Annotated in this window: 19 protein-coding genes; 18 read left to right on the top strand and 1 reads right to left on the bottom strand. The window is 65.3% G+C overall.

Annotation, left to right across the window (positions count from 1 at the left end):
• The first annotated feature begins 5 nt into the window (after positions 1 to 5).
• Genes ACP7E3_RS26180 through ACP7E3_RS26100 form a run of 17 tightly spaced genes read left to right on the top strand, consistent with a single transcriptional unit; the run spans position 6 to position 15,542 of the window.
• The gene (locus ACP7E3_RS26180; protein ID WP_017849833.1) at positions 6 to 260 is read left to right on the top strand and encodes an acyl carrier protein; all 255 of its coding nucleotides are present in this window, start codon (positions 6 to 8) and stop codon (positions 258 to 260) included.
• Complete coding sequence (locus ACP7E3_RS26175) at positions 257 to 802, top strand: membrane protein (protein ID WP_017849834.1); 546 nt, start codon at positions 257 to 259, stop codon at positions 800 to 802. The genes ACP7E3_RS26180 and ACP7E3_RS26175 overlap by 4 nt, the downstream gene beginning before the upstream one ends.
• Positions 799 to 2,469, top strand: a complete 1,671-nt coding sequence (locus ACP7E3_RS26170; protein ID WP_426124858.1) for an AMP-binding protein — start codon at positions 799 to 801, stop codon at positions 2,467 to 2,469. The genes ACP7E3_RS26175 and ACP7E3_RS26170 overlap by 4 nt, the downstream gene beginning before the upstream one ends.
• Positions 2,462 to 3,196, top strand: a complete 735-nt coding sequence (locus ACP7E3_RS26165; RefSeq protein ID WP_079442695.1) for a glycosyltransferase family 2 protein — start codon at positions 2,462 to 2,464, stop codon at positions 3,194 to 3,196. The genes ACP7E3_RS26170 and ACP7E3_RS26165 overlap by 8 nt, the downstream gene beginning before the upstream one ends.
• Positions 3,193 to 4,128, top strand: coding sequence for a glycosyl transferase (locus ACP7E3_RS26160; RefSeq protein ID WP_057003644.1), 936 nt, complete (start codon positions 3,193 to 3,195; stop codon positions 4,126 to 4,128). Before ACP7E3_RS26165 ends, ACP7E3_RS26160 begins: the two co-directional genes overlap by 4 nt.
• Complete coding sequence (locus tag ACP7E3_RS26155; RefSeq protein WP_126588445.1) at positions 4,112 to 5,653, top strand: HAL/PAL/TAL family ammonia-lyase; 1,542 nt, start codon at positions 4,112 to 4,114, stop codon at positions 5,651 to 5,653. The genes ACP7E3_RS26160 and ACP7E3_RS26155 overlap by 17 nt, the downstream gene beginning before the upstream one ends.
• Complete coding sequence (locus tag ACP7E3_RS26150) at positions 5,646 to 6,074, top strand: acyl-CoA thioesterase (RefSeq protein WP_426124855.1); 429 nt, start codon at positions 5,646 to 5,648, stop codon at positions 6,072 to 6,074. The genes ACP7E3_RS26155 and ACP7E3_RS26150 overlap by 8 nt, the downstream gene beginning before the upstream one ends.
• Positions 6,068 to 6,754, top strand: coding sequence for an outer membrane lipoprotein carrier protein LolA (locus ACP7E3_RS26145; protein ID WP_426124853.1), 687 nt, complete (start codon positions 6,068 to 6,070; stop codon positions 6,752 to 6,754). The genes ACP7E3_RS26150 and ACP7E3_RS26145 overlap by 7 nt, the downstream gene beginning before the upstream one ends.
• Positions 6,726 to 9,056: an MMPL family transporter gene (locus ACP7E3_RS26140; protein ID WP_046384957.1), complete on the top strand. Its 2,331-nt coding sequence runs from the start codon at positions 6,726 to 6,728 to the stop codon at positions 9,054 to 9,056. The genes ACP7E3_RS26145 and ACP7E3_RS26140 overlap by 29 nt, the downstream gene beginning before the upstream one ends.
• Before the next feature lie 33 nt (positions 9,057 to 9,089).
• On the top strand, positions 9,090 to 10,337 hold the full coding sequence (locus ACP7E3_RS26135; RefSeq protein WP_026140390.1) for an NAD(P)/FAD-dependent oxidoreductase: 1,248 nt from the start codon (positions 9,090 to 9,092) through the stop codon (positions 10,335 to 10,337).
• Complete coding sequence (locus ACP7E3_RS26130) at positions 10,334 to 11,068, top strand: class I SAM-dependent methyltransferase (RefSeq protein WP_261754549.1); 735 nt, start codon at positions 10,334 to 10,336, stop codon at positions 11,066 to 11,068. The genes ACP7E3_RS26135 and ACP7E3_RS26130 overlap by 4 nt, the downstream gene beginning before the upstream one ends.
• The gene (locus ACP7E3_RS26125; RefSeq protein ID WP_046490803.1) at positions 11,065 to 11,547 is read left to right on the top strand and encodes a hypothetical protein; all 483 of its coding nucleotides are present in this window, start codon (positions 11,065 to 11,067) and stop codon (positions 11,545 to 11,547) included. The genes ACP7E3_RS26130 and ACP7E3_RS26125 overlap by 4 nt, the downstream gene beginning before the upstream one ends.
• Positions 11,544 to 12,710 (top strand): beta-ketoacyl-[acyl-carrier-protein] synthase family protein, encoded by a 1,167-nt coding sequence (locus tag ACP7E3_RS26120; RefSeq protein ID WP_079442688.1) that lies wholly within the window; start codon positions 11,544 to 11,546, stop codon positions 12,708 to 12,710. Before ACP7E3_RS26125 ends, ACP7E3_RS26120 begins: the two co-directional genes overlap by 4 nt.
• The gene (locus tag ACP7E3_RS26115; protein WP_177029556.1) at positions 12,707 to 13,168 is read left to right on the top strand and encodes a hotdog family protein; all 462 of its coding nucleotides are present in this window, start codon (positions 12,707 to 12,709) and stop codon (positions 13,166 to 13,168) included. Before ACP7E3_RS26120 ends, ACP7E3_RS26115 begins: the two co-directional genes overlap by 4 nt.
• The gene (fabG, locus tag ACP7E3_RS26110) at positions 13,165 to 13,893 is read left to right on the top strand and encodes a 3-oxoacyl-ACP reductase FabG (RefSeq protein ID WP_017849847.1); all 729 of its coding nucleotides are present in this window, start codon (positions 13,165 to 13,167) and stop codon (positions 13,891 to 13,893) included. The genes ACP7E3_RS26115 and fabG overlap by 4 nt, the downstream gene beginning before the upstream one ends.
• Entirely contained in the window at positions 13,893 to 15,119 is a 1,227-nt protein-coding gene (locus ACP7E3_RS26105; protein ID WP_046384962.1) for a beta-ketoacyl-ACP synthase, read from the top strand. The genes fabG and ACP7E3_RS26105 overlap by 1 nt, the downstream gene beginning before the upstream one ends.
• 27 nt (positions 15,120 to 15,146) lie before the next feature.
• The gene (locus ACP7E3_RS26100) at positions 15,147 to 15,542 is read left to right on the top strand and encodes a hypothetical protein (RefSeq protein WP_017849849.1); all 396 of its coding nucleotides are present in this window, start codon (positions 15,147 to 15,149) and stop codon (positions 15,540 to 15,542) included.
• A 108-nt stretch (positions 15,543 to 15,650) separates the two neighbouring features.
• On the opposite strand, the gene ACP7E3_RS26095 is transcribed toward ACP7E3_RS26100, so the two are convergent.
• Positions 15,651 to 16,565, bottom strand: coding sequence for a LysR family transcriptional regulator (locus tag ACP7E3_RS26095; RefSeq protein ID WP_017849850.1), 915 nt, complete (start codon positions 16,563 to 16,565; stop codon positions 15,651 to 15,653).
• A gap of 124 nt (positions 16,566 to 16,689) precedes the next feature.
• On the opposite strand from ACP7E3_RS26095, the gene ACP7E3_RS26090 reads away from it, so the two are divergent.
• Positions 16,690 to 17,958 (top strand): MFS transporter, encoded by a 1,269-nt coding sequence (locus ACP7E3_RS26090; protein WP_079442686.1) that lies wholly within the window; start codon positions 16,690 to 16,692, stop codon positions 17,956 to 17,958.
• Positions 17,959 to 17,968 lie beyond the last annotated feature (10 nt).

Below are 17,968 nucleotides of genomic sequence, written 5' to 3'. Positions count from 1 at the left end.
GTACCATGCAAACTCGTGACGATATTTTCAACACCCTGCGCGCTGCCTTGGTGGAACTGTTTGAACTGGAACCTGAACGCATCACCCTCGAAGCCAACCTGTACCAGGACCTGGAAATCGACAGCATCGACGCCGTGGACCTGATCGACCACATCAAACGCCAGACCGGCAAAAAAATCGCCGCCGAAGAGTTCAAGGCTGTGCGTACCGTGAACGACGTGGTTGAGGCGGTGTACCGTCTGGTCCAACCGGCCGCATGAGCCGGCTGATCGGCCTTGGCCTGTTGCTGGCGGGGTTGCTGTACCCTTTCGCGGTGTATTACGGCACCGAGCACTTTGCACCGTGGCAATTCGGCCTGCTGCTCGGCAGCCTGTGGTTGCTGCGTGCGCTCACGGGTGCGCGGCGCCCCGGCAGCCGCTGGATGGCGGTGGCGATCATCCTGTTCTGCTTGGCCCTGGCCTGGTTCGACAACCCGCACCTGCTGCGCTGGTACCCGAGCCTGGTCAGCGCGTTCATGTTGGCGCTGTTCGGCCTGAGCCTGAAATACGGCCCGCCGATGGTCGAGCGCCTGGCACGCATGACCGACCCGCAACTGCCGCCGAAAGCCATTGTGTATACGCGCCAGGTCACCGTGGTGTGGAGCGTGTTTTTTCTGTGTAATGGCCTGCTGGCCGCCGCCCTCACCCTGTGGGCGCCGCTGAGCTGGTGGACGTTGTACAACGGCCTGATCGCCTACGGGCTGATGGGGCTGTTGTTTGCCGTGGAATGGCTGGTACGACAAAGGGTTCGAGGCCGCGTATGAATGGGTTGAAACTTGAGCACCTGCTGCTTGAGCCGTTGGAACAGCGCTTGGTCACCACCGAGCCTGCGATGAATCACGCCCAGCTGTGGGAGCAATCCCTGCGCCTGGCGGCAGGCCTGCACGCGCGCGGTATCCAGCGCGTGGCGGTGCATCTGGAAGACGCCGGCCTGCTGGCGATCGCCCTGCTGGGGGCCTGGCGCGCCGGGGTCGGCGTGTTGCTGCCCGCCGACCTGCAACCGCAGACTCGCCAACGCTGGGCCGACGCTGTCGACACCTGGCTGACCGACGCCGCGGACCTGGACGCGTTGTATCAGGCGCCGTTGAGCCCGGCCGCCCTCGACCTGGATGCGTGCCAATTGAGCCTGTGTACCTCCGGCTCCAGCGGCGAACCCAAGCGCATCGACAAGACCCTGCGCCAGCTGGCCAACGAGGTGCAGGCCCTGGAAACGCTGTGGGGCGCGGACCTCAACGACGCCTGCATCATCGGCAGCGTCGCCACCCAACACATCTACGGCTTGTTGTTCCGCGTGCTGTGGCCGTTGTGCGCCGGCCGCAGCTTCGTGCGCCGCCAGTTGGCCTTCCCGGAGGATTTGCAGCGCGCCAGCCGCGAGCACCCACGGTTCGCCTGGGTCGCCAGCCCGGCGCTGCTCAAGCGGATGGGCGACAACCTCGACTGGCCGGCCCTGAGCCGAGTGTCGCGGGTGTTCTCCTCCGGCGGCGCCATGCCCATCGACGCGGCCGCCAGCCTGTACGAACGCTTGCAACAATGGCCGACGGAAATCCTCGGCAGCTCGGAAACCGGCGGCATTGCCTGGCGCCAAGGCGCGCAGCCGTGGCAGCCGTTCGCCGGGGTAGAACTGAGCCAGGACGCCGACGGTGCCCTGCGCATTGCCTCGCCGTACCTGCCCGCCGGGCATATCGAACAGACCGCCGACGCCGCCCGCCTGCATGCCGACGGCCGCTTCGAGCTGCTCGGGCGCCTGGATCGCATCGTCAAACTGGAAGAAAAACGTATCTCCCTGCCCATGCTCGAACAGGCCCTGATGGCGCACCCCTGGGTCGCCGAAACGCGCCTGGGCGTGGTCCAGGAAAACCGCGCCAGCCTCGGCGCTCTCGTGGTGCTGAGCGCCGACGGCCTGCATGCCCTGCGCAACCAGGGCCGGCGTACCGTCACGCAAACCCTGCGCCAACACTTGAGCCAACACTGCGAAGCCCTGGCCTTGCCGCGTCGCTGGCGTTTACTGCGACAGTTGCCGCTGAACAGCCAAGGCAAGCTGCCCCAGGCCGAGATCGAAGCGCTGCTGCTGGCGCCCCGGCCGAAAGCCCCGGAGGTGCTGGAGCAAGTCGAAGCCGATGGCGAATGGACCTTGCAACTGAGCATCCCGCCGGACCTGGCCTACTTCAGCGGCCACTTCCCGGTGACGCCGGTGCTGCCGGGCGTGGTGCAGGTCGAGTGGGCGTTCAATCTCGGCCAGCAACTGCTCGACCTGCCGGCGACCTTTGCCGGCATGGAAGTGCTCAAGTTCCAGCAACTGGTGCGCCCCGGCGACCACGTCGAACTGCACCTGCGCTTCGACCCGCAACGCAGCAAGCTGTATTTCGCCTACCGCAACGGCGTCGCGGCCTGCTCCAGTGGCCGGATTCAACTGGAGCCTGCGCATGCATAACCCCTGCGCCCTGATCCCGGTCTACAACCATGAAACCGCCGTGCCGGCCGTGGTCCACAGCCTGCTCGACAGCGGCCTGCCATGCCTGTTGGTGGACGATGGCAGCAGCCCGGCGTGCGCGGCGGTGCTGGCGCAATTGGCGACCCTCGACAACGTCAGCCTGCTCACCCTGCCGAACAACCAAGGCAAGGGCAGCGCGGTGATGGCCGGCTTTCGCGAAGCGGCGCGCCTGGGCTTCACCCATGCCCTGCAAGTGGACGCCGACGGCCAACATGACTTGCGCGAAGTCGAGAGCTTCATCGATACCTCGCGCCGACACCCCACGGCGGTGATCTGCGGCTACCCCGAATACGACGACAGCGTGCCCAAGGGCCGCCTGTACGCACGCTACCTGACCCACGTGTGGGTGTGGATCAACACCCTGTCGCTGCAGATTCGCGATTCGATGTGCGGCTTTCGCGTGTACCCGCTGGGGCCGACCCTGGCGCTGATGGACTCGGCCTACATCGGCACCCACATGGATTTCGACTCGGACATCCTGGTGCGCCTGGCCTGGCGCAACCAGCCGATGCGCTGGCTGCCGACGAAGGTGCATTACCCCGCCGACGGCCTGTCGCACTTCCGCCTGTTCCGCGACAACGTGCGTATCTCGGCCATGCACACCCGGCTGTTCTTCGGCATGTTGGTGCGCGCACCGATGATTCTGTGGCGACGGTGGCAGGCATGAGCGACAGCAGCAAACACTGGGCCGACCGCGAAGAGCGTGGCAGTTTCTGGCTGATGAAACTCACCGCAGTCGCCGCCAGGCTGCTCGGGCGCCGGCTGTTGAGCCCGCTGCTGTACGGCATCGTGCTGTACTTCTTCCTGTTCGGCCGTACCGCGCGCCAGAGCACCTGGCAATACCAGCAGCGTCTGGCGCAATGGAGCGGCCGCGATGAGCTGCGCCCGACCCGGCGCAAAGTCTTCGGCCAGTTCATGGCATTTGCCGATGCGCTGCTGGACAAGCTCGACGTGTGGAACGGCAAGCTGCGCATCGAGCAGATCGAAATCCACGACCCGGCGCAATTGCGCGGCCAACTGCGCGGCGAACGCGGGCAGATGCTGGTGGGCGCGCACCTGGGCAACCTCGAAGTGTGCCGCGCGCTCGCGGAGATCGGCGAAAAAGTCACCATGAACGTGCTGGTCCACACCAAGCACGCCGAACGCTTCAACCGCCTGCTGGGCGAAGCCGGCGCGACCCACTTGCGCCTGATCCAGGTCAGCGAGCTGGACCCGGCCACCATGCTGCTGCTCAGCCAGCGCCTGGACGACGGCGAATGGCTGGCGATTGCCGGCGACCGCGTGCCACTGCACGGCGGGCGCACGGTGCGCGTGGACTTCCTCGGCCATGACGCTGCCTTCCCCCAGGGCCCGTGGCTGCTGGCCGGCCTGCTGAAATGCCCGGTCAACCTGCTGATGTGCCTCAAGCACCAGGGCCGCTATCGCCTGAGCATCGAACCGTTTGCCCAACTGATCGAATGGAAACGCAGCACCCGCGAGCAGGTCATCGCCCTGTGGACCGCACGCTATGCCGCACGCCTGGGCCAGTTCTGCCTGGAAGCGCCCCAACAATGGTTCAACTTTTACCCTTTCTGGAAGACCGATGACGACGCATCTTGAGCCGGTAACGTTTGGCGAACGCGCTTTGCGCATTGAAGACGTATTGGCCCTGGCCAATCGTCAGGCGCCCACGCACTTGCAGGATGATGCCGCGTATCGCCAGCGCATCGCCAAGGGCGCGCAGTTCCTCGACTCGCTGCTGGACAAGGAAGGCGTGATCTACGGCGTGACCACCGGCTATGGCGACTCGTGCGTGGTGGCGGTGCCGTTGCAGCACGTCGAAGCCCTGCCGCGGCACCTGTACACCTTCCACGGTTGCGGCCTGGGCAAGTTGCTCGACGCGCAAGCCACCCGCGCCGTGCTCGCGGCGCGTTTGCAGTCGCTGTGCCACGGCGTGTCCGGGGTGCGCGTGGAACTGCTCGAACGCCTGCACGCGTTCCTCGAACACGACGTGCTGCCGCTGATCCCGGAAGAAGGCTCGGTGGGCGCCAGCGGCGACCTGACGCCGCTGTCCTACGTGGCCGCGACGCTCTCCGGCGAACGCGACGTGCTGTTCCGTGGCGAACGCCGCCAGGCCATCGACGTCCACCGCGAACTGGGCTGGGCGCCGCTGGTCCTGCGGCCCAAGGAAGCCCTCGCACTGATGAACGGCACCGCCGTGATGACCGGCCTCGCCTGCCTGGCCTTCGCCCGCGCCGATTACCTGCTGCAATTGGCCACGCGCATCACCGCGCTGAACGTGGTGGCGCTGCAAGGCAACCCGGAACACTTCGACGAGCGCCTGTTCGCCGCCAAGCCGCACCCTGGGCAGATGCAAGTCGCCGCGTGGTTGCGCCAGGACCTGGCCATCGATGCGCCGACTGCGCCGCTGCACCGTTTGCAGGACCGCTACTCGCTGCGTTGCGCGCCCCATGTTCTCGGCGTGCTGGCCGACAGCCTGAACTGGCTGCGCTCGTTCATCGAGATCGAACTCAACAGCGCCAACGACAACCCGATCATCGACGCCGAAGCAGAGCGCGTGCTGCACGGCGGGCACTTCTACGGCGGGCACATCGCCTTCGCCATGGACAGCCTCAAGACCCTGGTGGCCAACGTCGCCGACCTGCTCGACCGCCAGCTCGCCCTGCTGGTGGACGTGCGTTACAACCACGGCCTGCCGAGCAACCTGTCCGGCGCCCCGGCCGACCGCGCGATGATCAACCACGGCTTCAAGGCAGTGCAGATCGGCACCAGCGCCTGGACCGCCGAAGCGCTGAAGAACACCATGCCGGCCAGCGTGTTTTCACGCTCCACCGAGTGCCACAACCAGGACAAAGTGAGCATGGGCACCATCGCCGCCCGCGATGCGATCCGTGTGCTGGAGCTGACCGAACAGGTCGCCGCCGCCACCCTGCTCGCCGCCAACCAGGGCGTGTGGCTGCGCGCCCAGGCCGCCGAGGCGCGCCCGTTGCCGCCGGCGTTGGCAGCGATGCACAGCGAGCTGGCCAAGGACTTCCCGCCGGTGATCGAAGACCGCGCCCTCGAAGGCGAGCTGCGCCTGTGCCTGCAACGCATCGCCGAGCAACACTGGAGGCTGCATGCGTAGCCCGGGCGTACTGCATTGCGACACGGAAATCCTCGTGCCGTTTTTCGACATCGACACCATGAACGTGGTCTGGCACGGGCACTACGTGAAGTACCTGGAAATCGCCCGCTGCGCCCTGCTCGACAAGATCGGCCATAACTACGCAGCGATGCTCGAGTCGGGCTACGCCTGGCCGGTGATCGACATGCAACTGCGCTATGTGCGCGGCGCCACCTTCGGCCAGACGCTCAACGTGCGCGCCAGCCTGGTGGAGTGGGAGAACCGTTTGAAGGTCAATTACCTGATCACCGATCTCGCCAGCGGCGAGCGTTTGACCCGCGCCATGACCGTGCAAGTGGCGGTGGACATCGCCAGCCGCGAGATGCAACTGGCCTCACCCACCGTCTTCACCCACGCCGTCGAAAAGGCCCTGAAATGCTGACCCTCGTAGGAGCGAGCTTGCTCGCGAAGATCGTCAACGATAACGCTGGCCACCTGACACCCCGCGGTGCCCTCAGGTTTTTCGCGAGCAAGCTCGCTCCTACAGTGTTCGCGTTGTTTGGTTTTTCGGCGGCGGCCCATGGGTTCGACTTACAGCAACTGAGCGATCAGTTGGCCAAACCCAGCGTGATCCACGGCAGCTTCATCCAGGAAAAACACCTGCGCGCCCTGCCGCAGCCCTTGGTCAGCAAAGGCACCTTCGTCCTGGCCAAAGACCACGGCCTGCTGTGGCTGCTCAAAACCCCGCTGCAACAGGATTACCGCATCAGTACCCAAGGCATTGCGCGGCGTGACGCCAACGGCTGGCAGACGCTGCCGAACAAGAGCGCCGGGGCCGAGCAGAACCGCCTGTTCCTCGCCGTGCTGCAGGGCGACAGCAGCGGCTTGCAGCGTGACTTCGACCTGCAACTGCAGGGTGAAGCCGAGCAGTGGCAGTTGACGCTGACCCCGCGCTCGCTGCTGCTCAAGCAAGTGTTCAAGCAGATCAATATCGACGGCGGCACGCTGGTCCACAGCATCGAACTGCTGGAAACCCAGGGCGACAGCACCGTGCTGCGCATGCAGGACAGCAGCGCCGACCTTCCCCTGAGCGATGCGGAGCAACACGACTTTGCCCAGTGAGCGTTTATTGCCGCGCCTGTTCCTGACCCTGCTGGTGGCCGTGCTGGCCCTGGCCGGCTGGCAATGGCGCCATGGCGCGCCGTTGTCGGCCAACCTGATGGAACTGGTGCCGGGCAACACGCCGGACGCCCTCGAACTGCAAGCCGAACAGCGCATGCAGGAACCGTTGAACCGCGAAATCCTGGTCCTCGTGGGGCACGCCGACCGCCAGCAAGCGGTCAACGTGGCCGAGCAACTGGGCGCGCGCTGGCAAGCCAGCGGCCTGTTTGAAAAGGTCCAATGGAACCTGCAAGCCGACCTGCCGGCACTGCGCGCGCAATTGTTGCGCGGGCGTTTGTCGATGCTCGCGGCCAAGGACCGCGAGCAACTGATCGACCACCCCGACGCCTTCATCCAGCAGCGTGTGCAAGCGCTGTTCGACCCGTTCACCGGGTTCAGCCTGGTGCCGAGCCAGGACGACTGGCTGGGCCTGACCGGACGCATTCAGAACAGCCAGCCGCAGAGCGGCGCGGTGCAATTGGATATCGGCAGCGGCGCATTGATCGCCGATGCCGACGGCAAGAGCTGGGTGCTGCTGCGTGCGCGCACCACCGGCAATGCCTTCGATATGAAACTGCCGCTGCAGGTCGCGGACCTGCTCCAGGCCAGTCGCGCCCAGGCCACCGAGCACGGTGCGCAACTGCTCGCGGCCAGCGGTTTGCTCTACGCTGCCAGCGGGCAACAGCAAGCCAGCCGCGAAATCACCTGGGTCGGCGGCGGCGCCACCCTCGGCATTCTGCTGCTGTTGCTCCTGGCGTTCCGCCGCTGGCGCGTGCTGCTGGCCTTCGTGCCGGTGCTGGTGGGCATGCTGTTCGGCGCGGTGGCCTGTGTGGCGCTGTTCGGGCATATGCATGTGATGACACTGGTGCTCGGCTCCAGCCTGATCGGCGTGGCGGTGGACTACCCGCTGCACTATTTGTCGAAAAGCTGGAGCCTGCAGCCGTGGCGCAGTTGGCCGGCGTTGCGCCTGACCCTGCCGGGCCTGAGCCTGAGCCTGGCGACCAGTTGCATCGGTTACCTGGCGCTGGCCTGGACGCCGTTCCCGGCGCTGACCCAGATCGCCGTATTCTCCGCTGCCGGCCTGGTCGGTGCGTACCTGTCGGCCGTGTGCCTGTTGCCGGCGCTGCTCAAGGGTGTCGACCTGCGCCCGGCGCAATGGCCGTTGCACATCGCCGAGCGCCTGTGGCTGATGCGTTCCGGGTTGATCAAGCGCGTGCCGAGCGCGGTGCTGCTGGTGTGGGTGCTGCTGTTTTGCGCCGGCGGCTTGTGGCAGTTGAACAGTAAAAACGATCTGCGCCAGTGGATCGGCGCCCCGCCGCAATTACTGCAGGAAGCCCAGGCCGTGGCGCGGATCACCGGGTTCCAACCCACCAGCCAGTTCTTCCTGGTGCGCGCCGACAATCAGCAGCAGTTGCTGGAACGCCAGGCCGCCCTGGGCCAGCGCCTGGAACAGCTGGTGAATATGGACAAACTCCAGGGTTATCTGGCGCTGAACCAGCTGGTCAACCTGCCCGCCGAGCAACAACAGCTGCGCGAGGCGCTGAATGCACTTCCCGCGCACTGGCAACCGCTGCTGGACCTCGGCGTGCCCGTCGGCGCGCTGCAAGCCGAAGTCGCTCAACTGCAAGCGCTGCCCACCCAAGACATCGACGCTGCGCTGCTCGGGCCACTGGCCGAACCCTGGCGCACGCTGTGGCTGGGCCCGGTCGACGGCGGTGTGGCAGCCATGATCAGCCTGCAAGGCTTGAGCGACCCGGCGCTGCTGCAGGTGCAGGCCGCGGATTTGCCGGGGGTGCAACTGGTGGATCGCCTGGGGGAGTTGAACCGGGTGTTCGCCGCCACGCAGATCAGCGCGGCTGAATTGAAGTTGATGTCGTGCGGGCTGATCGTGCTGTTGCTGATCGTGCCCTTCGGCTTTGGCGGCGCGCTGCGCATCGTCGCCCTGCCGTTGCTGGCCGCGCTGTGCAGCCTGGCCAGCCTCGGTTGGCTGGGCCAGCCGCTGACGCTGTTCAGCCTGTTCGGCCTGCTGCTGGTCACCGCCATCAGCGTCGACTACGCGATCCTGATGCGTGAACAGATCGGCGGGCCTGCGGTCAGCCTATTAGGAACACTGCTGGCGGCACTGACGACCTGGTTGTCGTTCGGCCTGCTGGCGCTGTCGAGTACACCCGCGGTGAGTAATTTCGGCCTGTCGGTCAGCCTGGGCCTGGCCTTCAGCTTTATGCTGGCGCCCTGGGCCGGCCGACAGAAGCACGCCTCATGAATGTGATTATCGCCAAAGCGGCAAGGAGCCCTCGTGCCCATAGTTGAAATGGAACGTCGCCAGGTGGTGGTGATCGGTGCCGGCCCGTCCGGTGCCATCGCTGCAGCGCTGTTAAAGCGTAAAGGGCATGATGTATTGATTATCGAGCGCCAGCATTTCCCACGCTTTTCGATCGGTGAAAGCCTGCTGTCGCACTGCATCGACTTTATCGAAGAGGCCGGCATGCTCGACGCCGTGCAGGCCGCGGGTTTCCAGGTGAAAACCGGTGCCGCATTCGCCTGGGGCGAGCGCTACAGTGCGTTTGATTTCGGCGATACGTTCAGCCACGGCAAGCCGACCACCTTCCAGGTGCAGCGCGGCGAGTTCGACAAGTTGCTGGCCGATCAGGCGGCGCTGCAAGGCGTCGACATCCGTTACGGCGAAACCATCGTCGGCGTGGATTTCAGCGGTGAAACCCACTACCTGCATGTGCGCCGGGAGAACGGCAGCGAGTACCACATCAAAGCCAAGTTCGTGCTCGACGCCAGCGGCTACGGCCGCGTCCTGCCGCGCCTGCTGGACCTGGAAGCGCCGTCGGATTTCCCGTTGCGCCAGGCGGTGTTCAGCCATGTCGAGGACCGCATCGAACACCCAGGCTTCGACCGCACCAAGATCCTCGTGACGACCCACCCGACCCAGCGCGACATCTGGTTCTGGACCATCCCGTTCAGCAACGGCCGTTGCTCCGTGGGCGTGGTGGCGGCCAAGGAACATTTCGCCGGCCGCGACAACGACCTGGACGCGTGCCTGCGCGGGTTCATCGACGAAACCCCAAGCCTCAGCAGCGTGCTGCAGAACGCCGTATGGGACACCCCCGCGCGTACCATCGGCGGCTACTCGGCCAACGTCAAAACCTTGCATGGCCCGGGCTTCGCGCTGCTGGGCAATGCCGCAGAATTCCTCGACCCGGTGTTCTCCTCCGGCGTGACCATCGCCATGCGTTCGGCGAGCATGGCCGCGGGCGTGCTGCATCGTCAGCTCAACGGCGAAACCGTGGACTGGCAGCGCGAGTTTGCCGAGCCGTTGAAGCGCGGCGTCGACACCTTCCGCTGCTACGTCGAAGGCTGGTACGCCGGGACGTTCCAGGATGTTATTTTTCACGCCGGCAGCTCGCCGGAGATTCGCCGGATGATCAGTTCGATCCTCGCCGGCTACGCCTGGGACGAGCGCAACCCGTTTGTCAGCGAGCCCAAGCGGCGGTTACGGATGTTGTCGGAAATTTGTGCAGGGGATGCCGTGTGAGCAGTCAGTACTTGAGTAAGAACTACGTCGAAGAAACCAAGTTCGGCTTCTGGTTCCTGCGCAGCCACACCTGGCAGCACCATGTGTTGCGCGTGGCGATCAACGACCTGCGCAGCCTGTTCAGCGAACCGCTGCCGGTGGCGCCGGTACTGCTGGACGCCGGCTGCGGCCAGGGCAAATCCTTCAAGCTGTTGCAGCAAGTGTTTGCGCCGTCCCGCCTGATCGGGCTGGACGCCGACCCGCACAGCCTTGAGCTGAGCAAGGCGGAAGCCGCGCACCAGGGGCTGGACGTCGAGCTGATCGGCAGCGACTGCGCCACCCTCGACATCGCCGACGCCAGCGTCGATATCCTGTTCTGCCACCAGACCTTCCATCATCTGGTTGAGCAGCACCGTGCATTGAAAGAGTTCTACCGGGTCCTCAAGCCCGGCGGCTACCTGCTGTTTGCCGAGTCCACCGAAGCCTATATCGACACCTGGGTGATTCGCTGGCTGTTCCGCCACCCTATGCAGGTGCAGAAAAGCGCCGAAGAGTACCTGCAGATGCTGCACGAGCAGGGCTTTGAATTCGGCGCGCAGAACGTCTCCTACCCATACCTGTGGTGGAGCCGGGCCAGCGATTTCGGCCTGCTGGAACGCTGGGGCCTGCGCCAGGCTCCGCCGGTGGGCCAGCGCGAAGAAACCCTGGTCAACTGCGTGGCACGCAAACCCCTGGCGAGCGCGGCACCATGATGCGTGCGCTGCTGATCGGCTGCCTGTTGCTGCTGAGCGCCTGCGCCAGCCAACCGCCCTTGCCGGCAAAAAACCCGGCCCTGGCCCTGCCGATGCAACTGCACGTGCAGCGCCTGGCGGACGGCCAGAGCCAGGACTGGTTGCTGGTGATCCAGCGCGAAGGCAACGCGATCCGCTGGTCGATGATGGACCCGCTGGGCATCCCCCAGGCCCGGCAGAAGCTGATCGACGGCCAGTGGCAGGCCGACGGGTTGCTGCCGCCCAATCCCCAGGCGCGCGAGCTGTTCGCCGCGTTGCTGTTTGCACTGACTTCGGCGGATGACCTCCGCGCGCTGTACCCGAACGCCCAAGCGATGGACCTGACACGCACCCTGCCGGGCCATTGGCAAATCGTCTATCAGTCATCCGAGGTGTTCAGCGTGAACATGCGCGGGCAACCGCTGAGCTATCGCATCACCCCGCTGGGAATGGCGCGATGACCGCGTATCTGAATGCCCTCGGCGTGATCTGCGCTCTCGGGCGCGGCCAGGCCGACGTCAGCCGCAGCCTGTTTGCCGGCGACTGCTCCGGCATGCGCGCCGAAAGCGACTGGGTGCCGGAGCGCGTGTTGCCGGTTGCCGGCGTATCGGGCGCATTGGCGACCATCCCGCCCGAGCTGGGCCAGCAAAGCAGCCGCAATAACCAGTTGCTGCTCGAAGCCGCGTTGCAGATCGACGGCGAGATCCGCCAGGCGATCCAACGCTACGGCGCGGCGCGGGTCGGCATTGTGCTCGGCACCAGCACCTCGGGCATCGACGAAGCCAGTCGCGGCATTGCCCGTTACCTGAGCGATCACCGGTTCCCCGACGACTACGACTACCAGCAACAGGAACTCAGCGCCCCGGCGAACTTCCTCGCCGACTGGCTGCAACTGAGCGGCCCGGCCTATGTGATTTCCACCGCCTGCACCTCCAGCGCCCGCGCGTTGATGAGTGCCCGGCGCCTGCTGGAGCTGGGCCTGTGCGATGCAGTGATCTGCGGCGGCGTCGACAGCCTGTGCAAGCTGACGCTTAACGGCTTTACCGCGCTGGAGGCGGTCTCGAGCGAGCGTTGCAACCCGTTTTCGGTGAACCGCAACGGCATCAACATCGGCGAAGCGGCGGTGTTGTTTTTGATGACTCGCGAGCCCGCCCCCATCGCGCTGCTAGGCAGTGGCGCGAGTTGCGACGCACACCATATTTCCGCGCCGGAGCCCACTGGCAAAGGCGCGTTGCTGGCGATGCGCAAGGCCCTGGCCAGCGCGCGCTTGAAGCCGGAGCAGATCGGCTACCTGAACCTGCACGGCACCGCCACCCAACACAACGACGCCATGGAAAGCCTGGCCGTCGCCAACCTGTTCCCCGACGGCGTGGCCTGTTCATCGACCAAACCGATGAGCGGCCACACCCTGGGCGCGGCCGGCGCACTGGAAGCAGCGTTCTGCTGGCTGAGCCTGGCCCACGGCCGGCTGCCGCCCCACGTATGGGACGGCCAGGCCGACCCGGCGCTGCCCGCCTTGCAGTGGGCACGCCGAGGTGACACCTTGAAAAAACGCTGCCTGATGAGCAACTCGTTTGCCTTCGGCGGCAATAATGTCAGCCTGATTATCGCAGAGGCCCCATGATCGATTGGCCACTCGCCGCACTGCTGCCCCACGCGGGCGACATGATCCTGATCGACCAGGTGCTGTCGTTCGACGAAGAGCAGATTCACACCCGCCTCACCGTCAAGCCCAGTGGCTTGTTCAACCGCCCCGACGGCAGCCTGCCGGCCTGGGTCGGCATCGAGCTGATGGCGCAAAGCGTCGCCGCCTATGCCGGTTGCCGCGCGCGCCAGAACGGCCAGGCGGTGGAGCTGGGCTTCCTGTTGGGCACGCGTAAGTTCGAGTGCAACGTGGAGCACTTCCCGGCCGGTGCCGAGTTGACCATCCACGGCCTGCGCTCCCTGGAAGACGACAACGGCATGGGTGTGTTCGAATGCCACCTGACCGGCGACGGTATCCACGCCAGCGCCCGCTTGAACGTATTTCGACCGCCCCAGGCGGCCACCTATTTAGATGAATCGAAGGACGAAACGCCATGACTGAATCCGTACTGGTCACCGGCTCCAGCCGTGGCATCGGCCGCGCCATTGCCCTGCGCCTGGCGCAGGCCGGGCACGACATCGTGTTGCATTGCCGCAGCGGTCGAGCAGAAGCCGACGCGGTGCAGGTCGAGATCGAAGCCCTGGGCCGCAAGGCGCGGGTGCTGCAATTCGACGTTTCCGAGCGGGCCGAGTGCAAGGCAATCCTCGAAGCCGACGTGGAACGACACGGCGCGTATTACGGCGTGGTGCTCAACGCCGGCCTGACCCGCGACGGCGCGTTCCCGGCCTTGTCGGAAGACGACTGGGACGTGGTGATGCGTACCAACCTCGACGGTTTCTACAACGTGCTGCACCCGGTGATGATGCCGATGATCCGCCGTCGCGCCGCCGGGCGTATCGTGTGCATCACCTCGGTGTCCGGGCTGATCGGCAATCGCGGCCAGGTCAACTACAGCGCCTCCAAGGCCGGCCTGATCGGCGCGGCCAAGGCCCTGGCTATCGAGCTGGGCAAGCGCAAGATCACCGTCAACTGCGTCGCACCGGGCCTGATCGACACCGCGATGCTCGATGAAAACGTACCGGTCGAAGAGCTGATGAAAATGATCCCGGCGCAGCGCATGGGCACGCCGGAAGAAGTGGCCGGCGCGGTGAATTTCCTGATGTCGGCCGAAGCCGGCTATATCACCCGCCAGGTCTTGGCCGTGAACGGAGGTCTGTGTTGATGAAGCGCGTGGTCGTAACCGGCATGGCCGGCATCACCTCCCTGGGCAGCGACTGGAACACCATCGCCGCCAACTTTCGCGCCAACCGCAGCGGCATCCGGCGCATGGACGAGTGGGACCGTTTCAGCGAATTGAACACGCGCCTGGCCGGGCCGATCGACGACTTCGTCGTGCCCGCGCACTGGACCCGCAAGCAACTGCGCAGCATGGGCCGCGTATCGCGCCTGGCGGTGTGGGCGGCGGAGCAGGCGCTGAAAGACGCCGGCTTGCTCGGTGACGAGTCGATCAAGGACGGGCGCATGGGCGTGGCCTGCGGCTCGTCCACCGGCAGCACCGACGAGATCAAGGCGTTCGGCAACATGCTGCTCAACTCGGTGGCCGAGGGGCTGAACGCCAACTCCTATGTCCGCATGATGCCCCACACCACGGCGGCGAATATCAGCATCTTCTTTGGCCTCACCGGGCGCTTGATTCCCACGTCCAGCGCTTGCACCAGCGGCAGCCAGGGCATCGGCTATGCCTATGAGGCGATCAAGTTCGGACGCCTGCCGCTGATGCTCGCCGGCGGCGCCGAAGAGCTGTGCCCCACCGAAGCCATGGTGTTTGACGCGCTCTACGCCACCAGCCTGAAGAACGATGCGCCACAGACCAGCCCGCGCCCCTACGACAGCGGCCGCGACGGCCTGGTGATCGGCGAAGGCGGCGGCATGCTGGTGCTCGAAGAACTGGAACACGCCCTGGCCCGTGGCGCGCATATCCACGCCGAAATTGTCGGTTTCGGCAGCAACGCCGACGGCCAGCACACCACGCGCCCGGAACAGAAAACCATGCGCCGCGCCATGGAGCTGGCCCTGGAAGACGCCGGGCTCGAGCCCTCGGTCATCGGCTACGTGAACGGCCATGGCACCGCCACCGACCAGGGCGACATCGCCGAAACCCTGGCCACCAACAGCCTGTTCGGCAGCCGCATGCCCATCAGCTCGCAGAAGAGCTTCCTCGGCCACACCCTGGGCGCGTGCGGGGCGCTGGAGTCGTGGTTCAGCATCGAGATGATGAACCGCGACCAGTACGTACACACCTTCAACCTGGACTCCGTCGACCCGCAGTGCGGCGAGCTGGATTACCTGCAAGGTGAGTTTCGCGAGATGCACCACGACTACGTGATGAACAACAATTTTGCCTTCGGCGGCGTCAACACCTCGTTGATCTTCCGCCGCTGGTCCTGACTTTTTACATCGACTGGAGAAAACGGAATGTCTTCCTTGCTACGCGCCACCCTGATCACCCTGGCCCTGCTGACCGGCGCCGGTTGCACCAGCAAACCGGTGCTCAACACCCAGCACGACTTGCCAGCGGGTGCCCAGGTCAGCGAAGAACAAGTCAAACAGGTGATCGTCACCGCCCTGCAAAAACGCGAATGGACCGTGCAACGCCTGAGCCCGCAACTGGTGCAGGCCGAGATCACCGTGCGCAATCAGTTCTACGCCGCCATCGACATCCGCTACACCCGCAACAGCTACGCGATCACCTACCGCGACAGCCGCGACCTGGGCTACAAGGACGGCAAGATCCATCGCAACTACAACCGTTGGGTGAGCATGCTGGATCGGGACATCATGGCGGGGTTGCGTTCGGCGGGGATGCAGTAACCCCGGAAACGACAAAGGGCGCCGTTCGGCGCCCTCTTCACAAACCGGTGGGCTTGTCATCGCCACGTCCTGCCTGGCTCTGCAAGCGCTGGCAAAACACAGCTGAACTCACCGCCCCCCAAGCGCGCTGCGAACCGCCGCCTTACGCGTCAACAACTCCACAAACGCCTGCGCCATCGGCGTTTGCGCGCCCTTGCGCTGCACCAGCCATACCGCCGTCACCGCCTCCTGGTCAAGCAAGGTGCGATAGACCACGCCATCGATGCGGATGCGCTGGTAGGACGCCGGCAGCACCGACACGCCCAACCCCGCCGCGACCAACCCGATGATCGTCATCGCCTCCCCGGCTTCCTGGGCAAAGCGCGGGCTGAAGCCGGCGTCGCGGGCCAGGTTGAGCAGTTGCGCGTAGAGACCGCTGCCGTAGCTGCGCGGGAAAAACACGAACGGCTCCTCGGCCAACTGCGCCAGGTGCAAGCCCCGCTCGCTGCCTTGCACCAAGGGATGATCGGCGTTGAGCACCGCCACCAGAGGTTCGCGCATCAACTCCACCACACTCAGCGAGTCTGGCAACGGCAGCGGCCGCATCAAGCCGACCTGGATCGACTCATCCACCAGCGACTCGGCCACCTCGGTGCTGCTCATTTCCTGCAAACTCAGGTGGACCGCCGGGAACGCCTGGCGAAACGCAAAGATCGCCTGGGGGATGCTCGAATTGAACGGCGCCGACGACGTGAAGCCGATCTTCAGTTCGCCCAGCTCACCCAACTGCGCCCGGCGTGCCACATCCGCGGCCTTATCGACTTGCGCCAGCACCAGTCGCGCCTCGTGCAGGAACAAGCGCCCGGCTTCGCTCAGTTCGACCCGACGGTTGGTCCGCTCGAACAAACGCGCGCCCACCTCGTGCTCCAGCGCCTGGATCTGCTGGCTCAGAGGCGGTTGCGAGATGCCCAGCACCTGCGCGGCCCGGCCAAAATGCAGCTCTTCGGCGACGGCGATGAAGTACCGCAGGTGACGTAATTCCATAGCAGCCTCATTAGGTCGTTAAAGCTATCAAACAGGTCGAACAATATATTGGAAAGAATCATTAGGCAGCTATATTCTTTTTTGCATTGCCGGTCCTGGCAGGCTTTTCCTCCCCGAGGTCCCCGTGAAATCTGCTGTCGCTCCATTCGCTCAAGAAGTCCCGCCGACCGCCCTGGATAAGAGGGTGGAGCAGCTCACTGACACGTACATCGAAAAAGGTACACCGATGTTCATGCGGACCGTGCTGGCGCTGTTCTGCGGCGGCTTCGCGACGTTTGCCCTGCTGTATTGCGTGCAGCCGATGATGCCGGCGTTGTCCCACGAATTTTCCATCAACGCGGCGCAAAGCAGCCTGGTGCTGTCGGTGTCCACGGCGATGCTCGCCCTGGGCCTGCTGATCACCGGGCCGATTTCCGACACCCTGGGGCGCAAGCCGGTGATGGTCGCCGCGTTGTTCTGTGCCGCCCTGTCCACCATCGCCAGCGGCCTGATGCCGAGCTGGGAAGGGATTCTGCTGATGCGCGCGCTGCTGGGGCTGTCGCTGAGTGGCCTGGCCGCCGTGGCGATGACTTACCTGAGCGAAGAGATCCACCCGCAGCACATCGGCCTGGCCATGGGCCTGTACATCGGCGGTAACGCCATCGGCGGCATGAGCGGGCGCCTGATCATCGGCGTATTGATCGACTTCGTCAGCTGGCACACCGCCGTGCTGATCATCGGCGCCCTGGCCCTGATCGCCGCGACGGTGTTCTGGAAAATCCTCCCCGAATCGCGCAACTTCCGCGCCAGCAGCCTCAAGCCGCGCAGCCTGGTGGACGGCTTCGTCATGCACTTCAAGGACGCGGGCCTGCCGTGGTTGTTCCTCGAAGCCTTCCTGCTGATGGGCGCGTTTGTGACGATGTTCAACTACATCGGCTATCGCCTGCTGGCCGCCCCGTATGACCTGAGCCAGGCCGTGGTCGGCCTGCTGTCGCTGGTGTACCTCTCGGGCATCTACAGCTCGGCGAAAATCGGCGCGCTGGCCGACCGCCTCGGCCGCCGCCGTGTGCTGTGGGCCACCATCGTGTCGATGCTTGGCGGCATCGGCCTGACCCTGTTCACTCCGCTGTGGCTGGTGATACCCGGCATGCTGGTGTTCACCTTCGGTTTCTTCGGCGCGCACTCGGTGGCCAGCAGCTGGATCGGCCGTCGCGCGGTGAAAGCCAAGGGGCAAGCGTCGTCGCTGTACCTGTTCTGCTACTACGCGGGGTCAAGCGTCGCCGGCACCACGGGGGGGTTCTTCTGGCATTTGGCCGGGTGGAACGGGATTGGCGGGTTTATCGTCGCGCTGTTGCTCGGCGCGTTGCTGGTGGCGTTGAAGTTGGCGAAATTGCCGCCGCTGGCCTCGGCTTGAGGCGCAGCGC

Source organism: Pseudomonas sp. PSPC2-3, from assembly GCF_049898265.1.
GTDB lineage: Bacteria > Pseudomonadota > Gammaproteobacteria > Pseudomonadales > Pseudomonadaceae > Aquipseudomonas > Aquipseudomonas veronii.
The sequence above is the reverse complement of the archived record's forward strand: the minus strand, read 5'-3'. Positions and strand labels throughout refer to the sequence as shown.

Coding starts and splice junctions, on each gene's coding strand:
- ACP7E3_RS26125 (WP_046490803.1), top strand. CDS start 11,065: ATGATGCGTGCGCTGCTGATCGGCTGCCTGTTGCTGCTGAGCGCCTGC.
- ACP7E3_RS26105 (WP_046384962.1), top strand. CDS start 13,893: ATGAAGCGCGTGGTCGTAACCGGCATGGCCGGCATCACCTCCCTGGGC.
- ACP7E3_RS26155 (WP_126588445.1), top strand. CDS start 4,112: ATGACGACGCATCTTGAGCCGGTAACGTTTGGCGAACGCGCTTTGCGC.
- ACP7E3_RS26175 (WP_017849834.1), top strand. CDS start 257: ATGAGCCGGCTGATCGGCCTTGGCCTGTTGCTGGCGGGGTTGCTGTAC.
- ACP7E3_RS26145 (WP_426124853.1), top strand. CDS start 6,068: ATGCTGACCCTCGTAGGAGCGAGCTTGCTCGCGAAGATCGTCAACGAT.
- ACP7E3_RS26100 (WP_017849849.1), top strand. CDS start 15,147: ATGTCTTCCTTGCTACGCGCCACCCTGATCACCCTGGCCCTGCTGACC.
- fabG (WP_017849847.1), top strand. CDS start 13,165: ATGACTGAATCCGTACTGGTCACCGGCTCCAGCCGTGGCATCGGCCGC.
- ACP7E3_RS26150 (WP_426124855.1), top strand. CDS start 5,646: ATGCGTAGCCCGGGCGTACTGCATTGCGACACGGAAATCCTCGTGCCG.
- ACP7E3_RS26180 (WP_017849833.1), top strand. CDS start 6: ATGCAAACTCGTGACGATATTTTCAACACCCTGCGCGCTGCCTTGGTG.
- ACP7E3_RS26095 (WP_017849850.1), bottom strand. CDS start 16,565: ATGGAATTACGTCACCTGCGGTACTTCATCGCCGTCGCCGAAGAGCTG.
- ACP7E3_RS26140 (WP_046384957.1), top strand. CDS start 6,726: ATGCGGAGCAACACGACTTTGCCCAGTGAGCGTTTATTGCCGCGCCTG.
- ACP7E3_RS26170 (WP_426124858.1), top strand. CDS start 799: ATGAATGGGTTGAAACTTGAGCACCTGCTGCTTGAGCCGTTGGAACAG.
- ACP7E3_RS26115 (WP_177029556.1), top strand. CDS start 12,707: ATGATCGATTGGCCACTCGCCGCACTGCTGCCCCACGCGGGCGACATG.
- ACP7E3_RS26160 (WP_057003644.1), top strand. CDS start 3,193: ATGAGCGACAGCAGCAAACACTGGGCCGACCGCGAAGAGCGTGGCAGT.
- ACP7E3_RS26120 (WP_079442688.1), top strand. CDS start 11,544: ATGACCGCGTATCTGAATGCCCTCGGCGTGATCTGCGCTCTCGGGCGC.
- ACP7E3_RS26165 (WP_079442695.1), top strand. CDS start 2,462: ATGCATAACCCCTGCGCCCTGATCCCGGTCTACAACCATGAAACCGCC.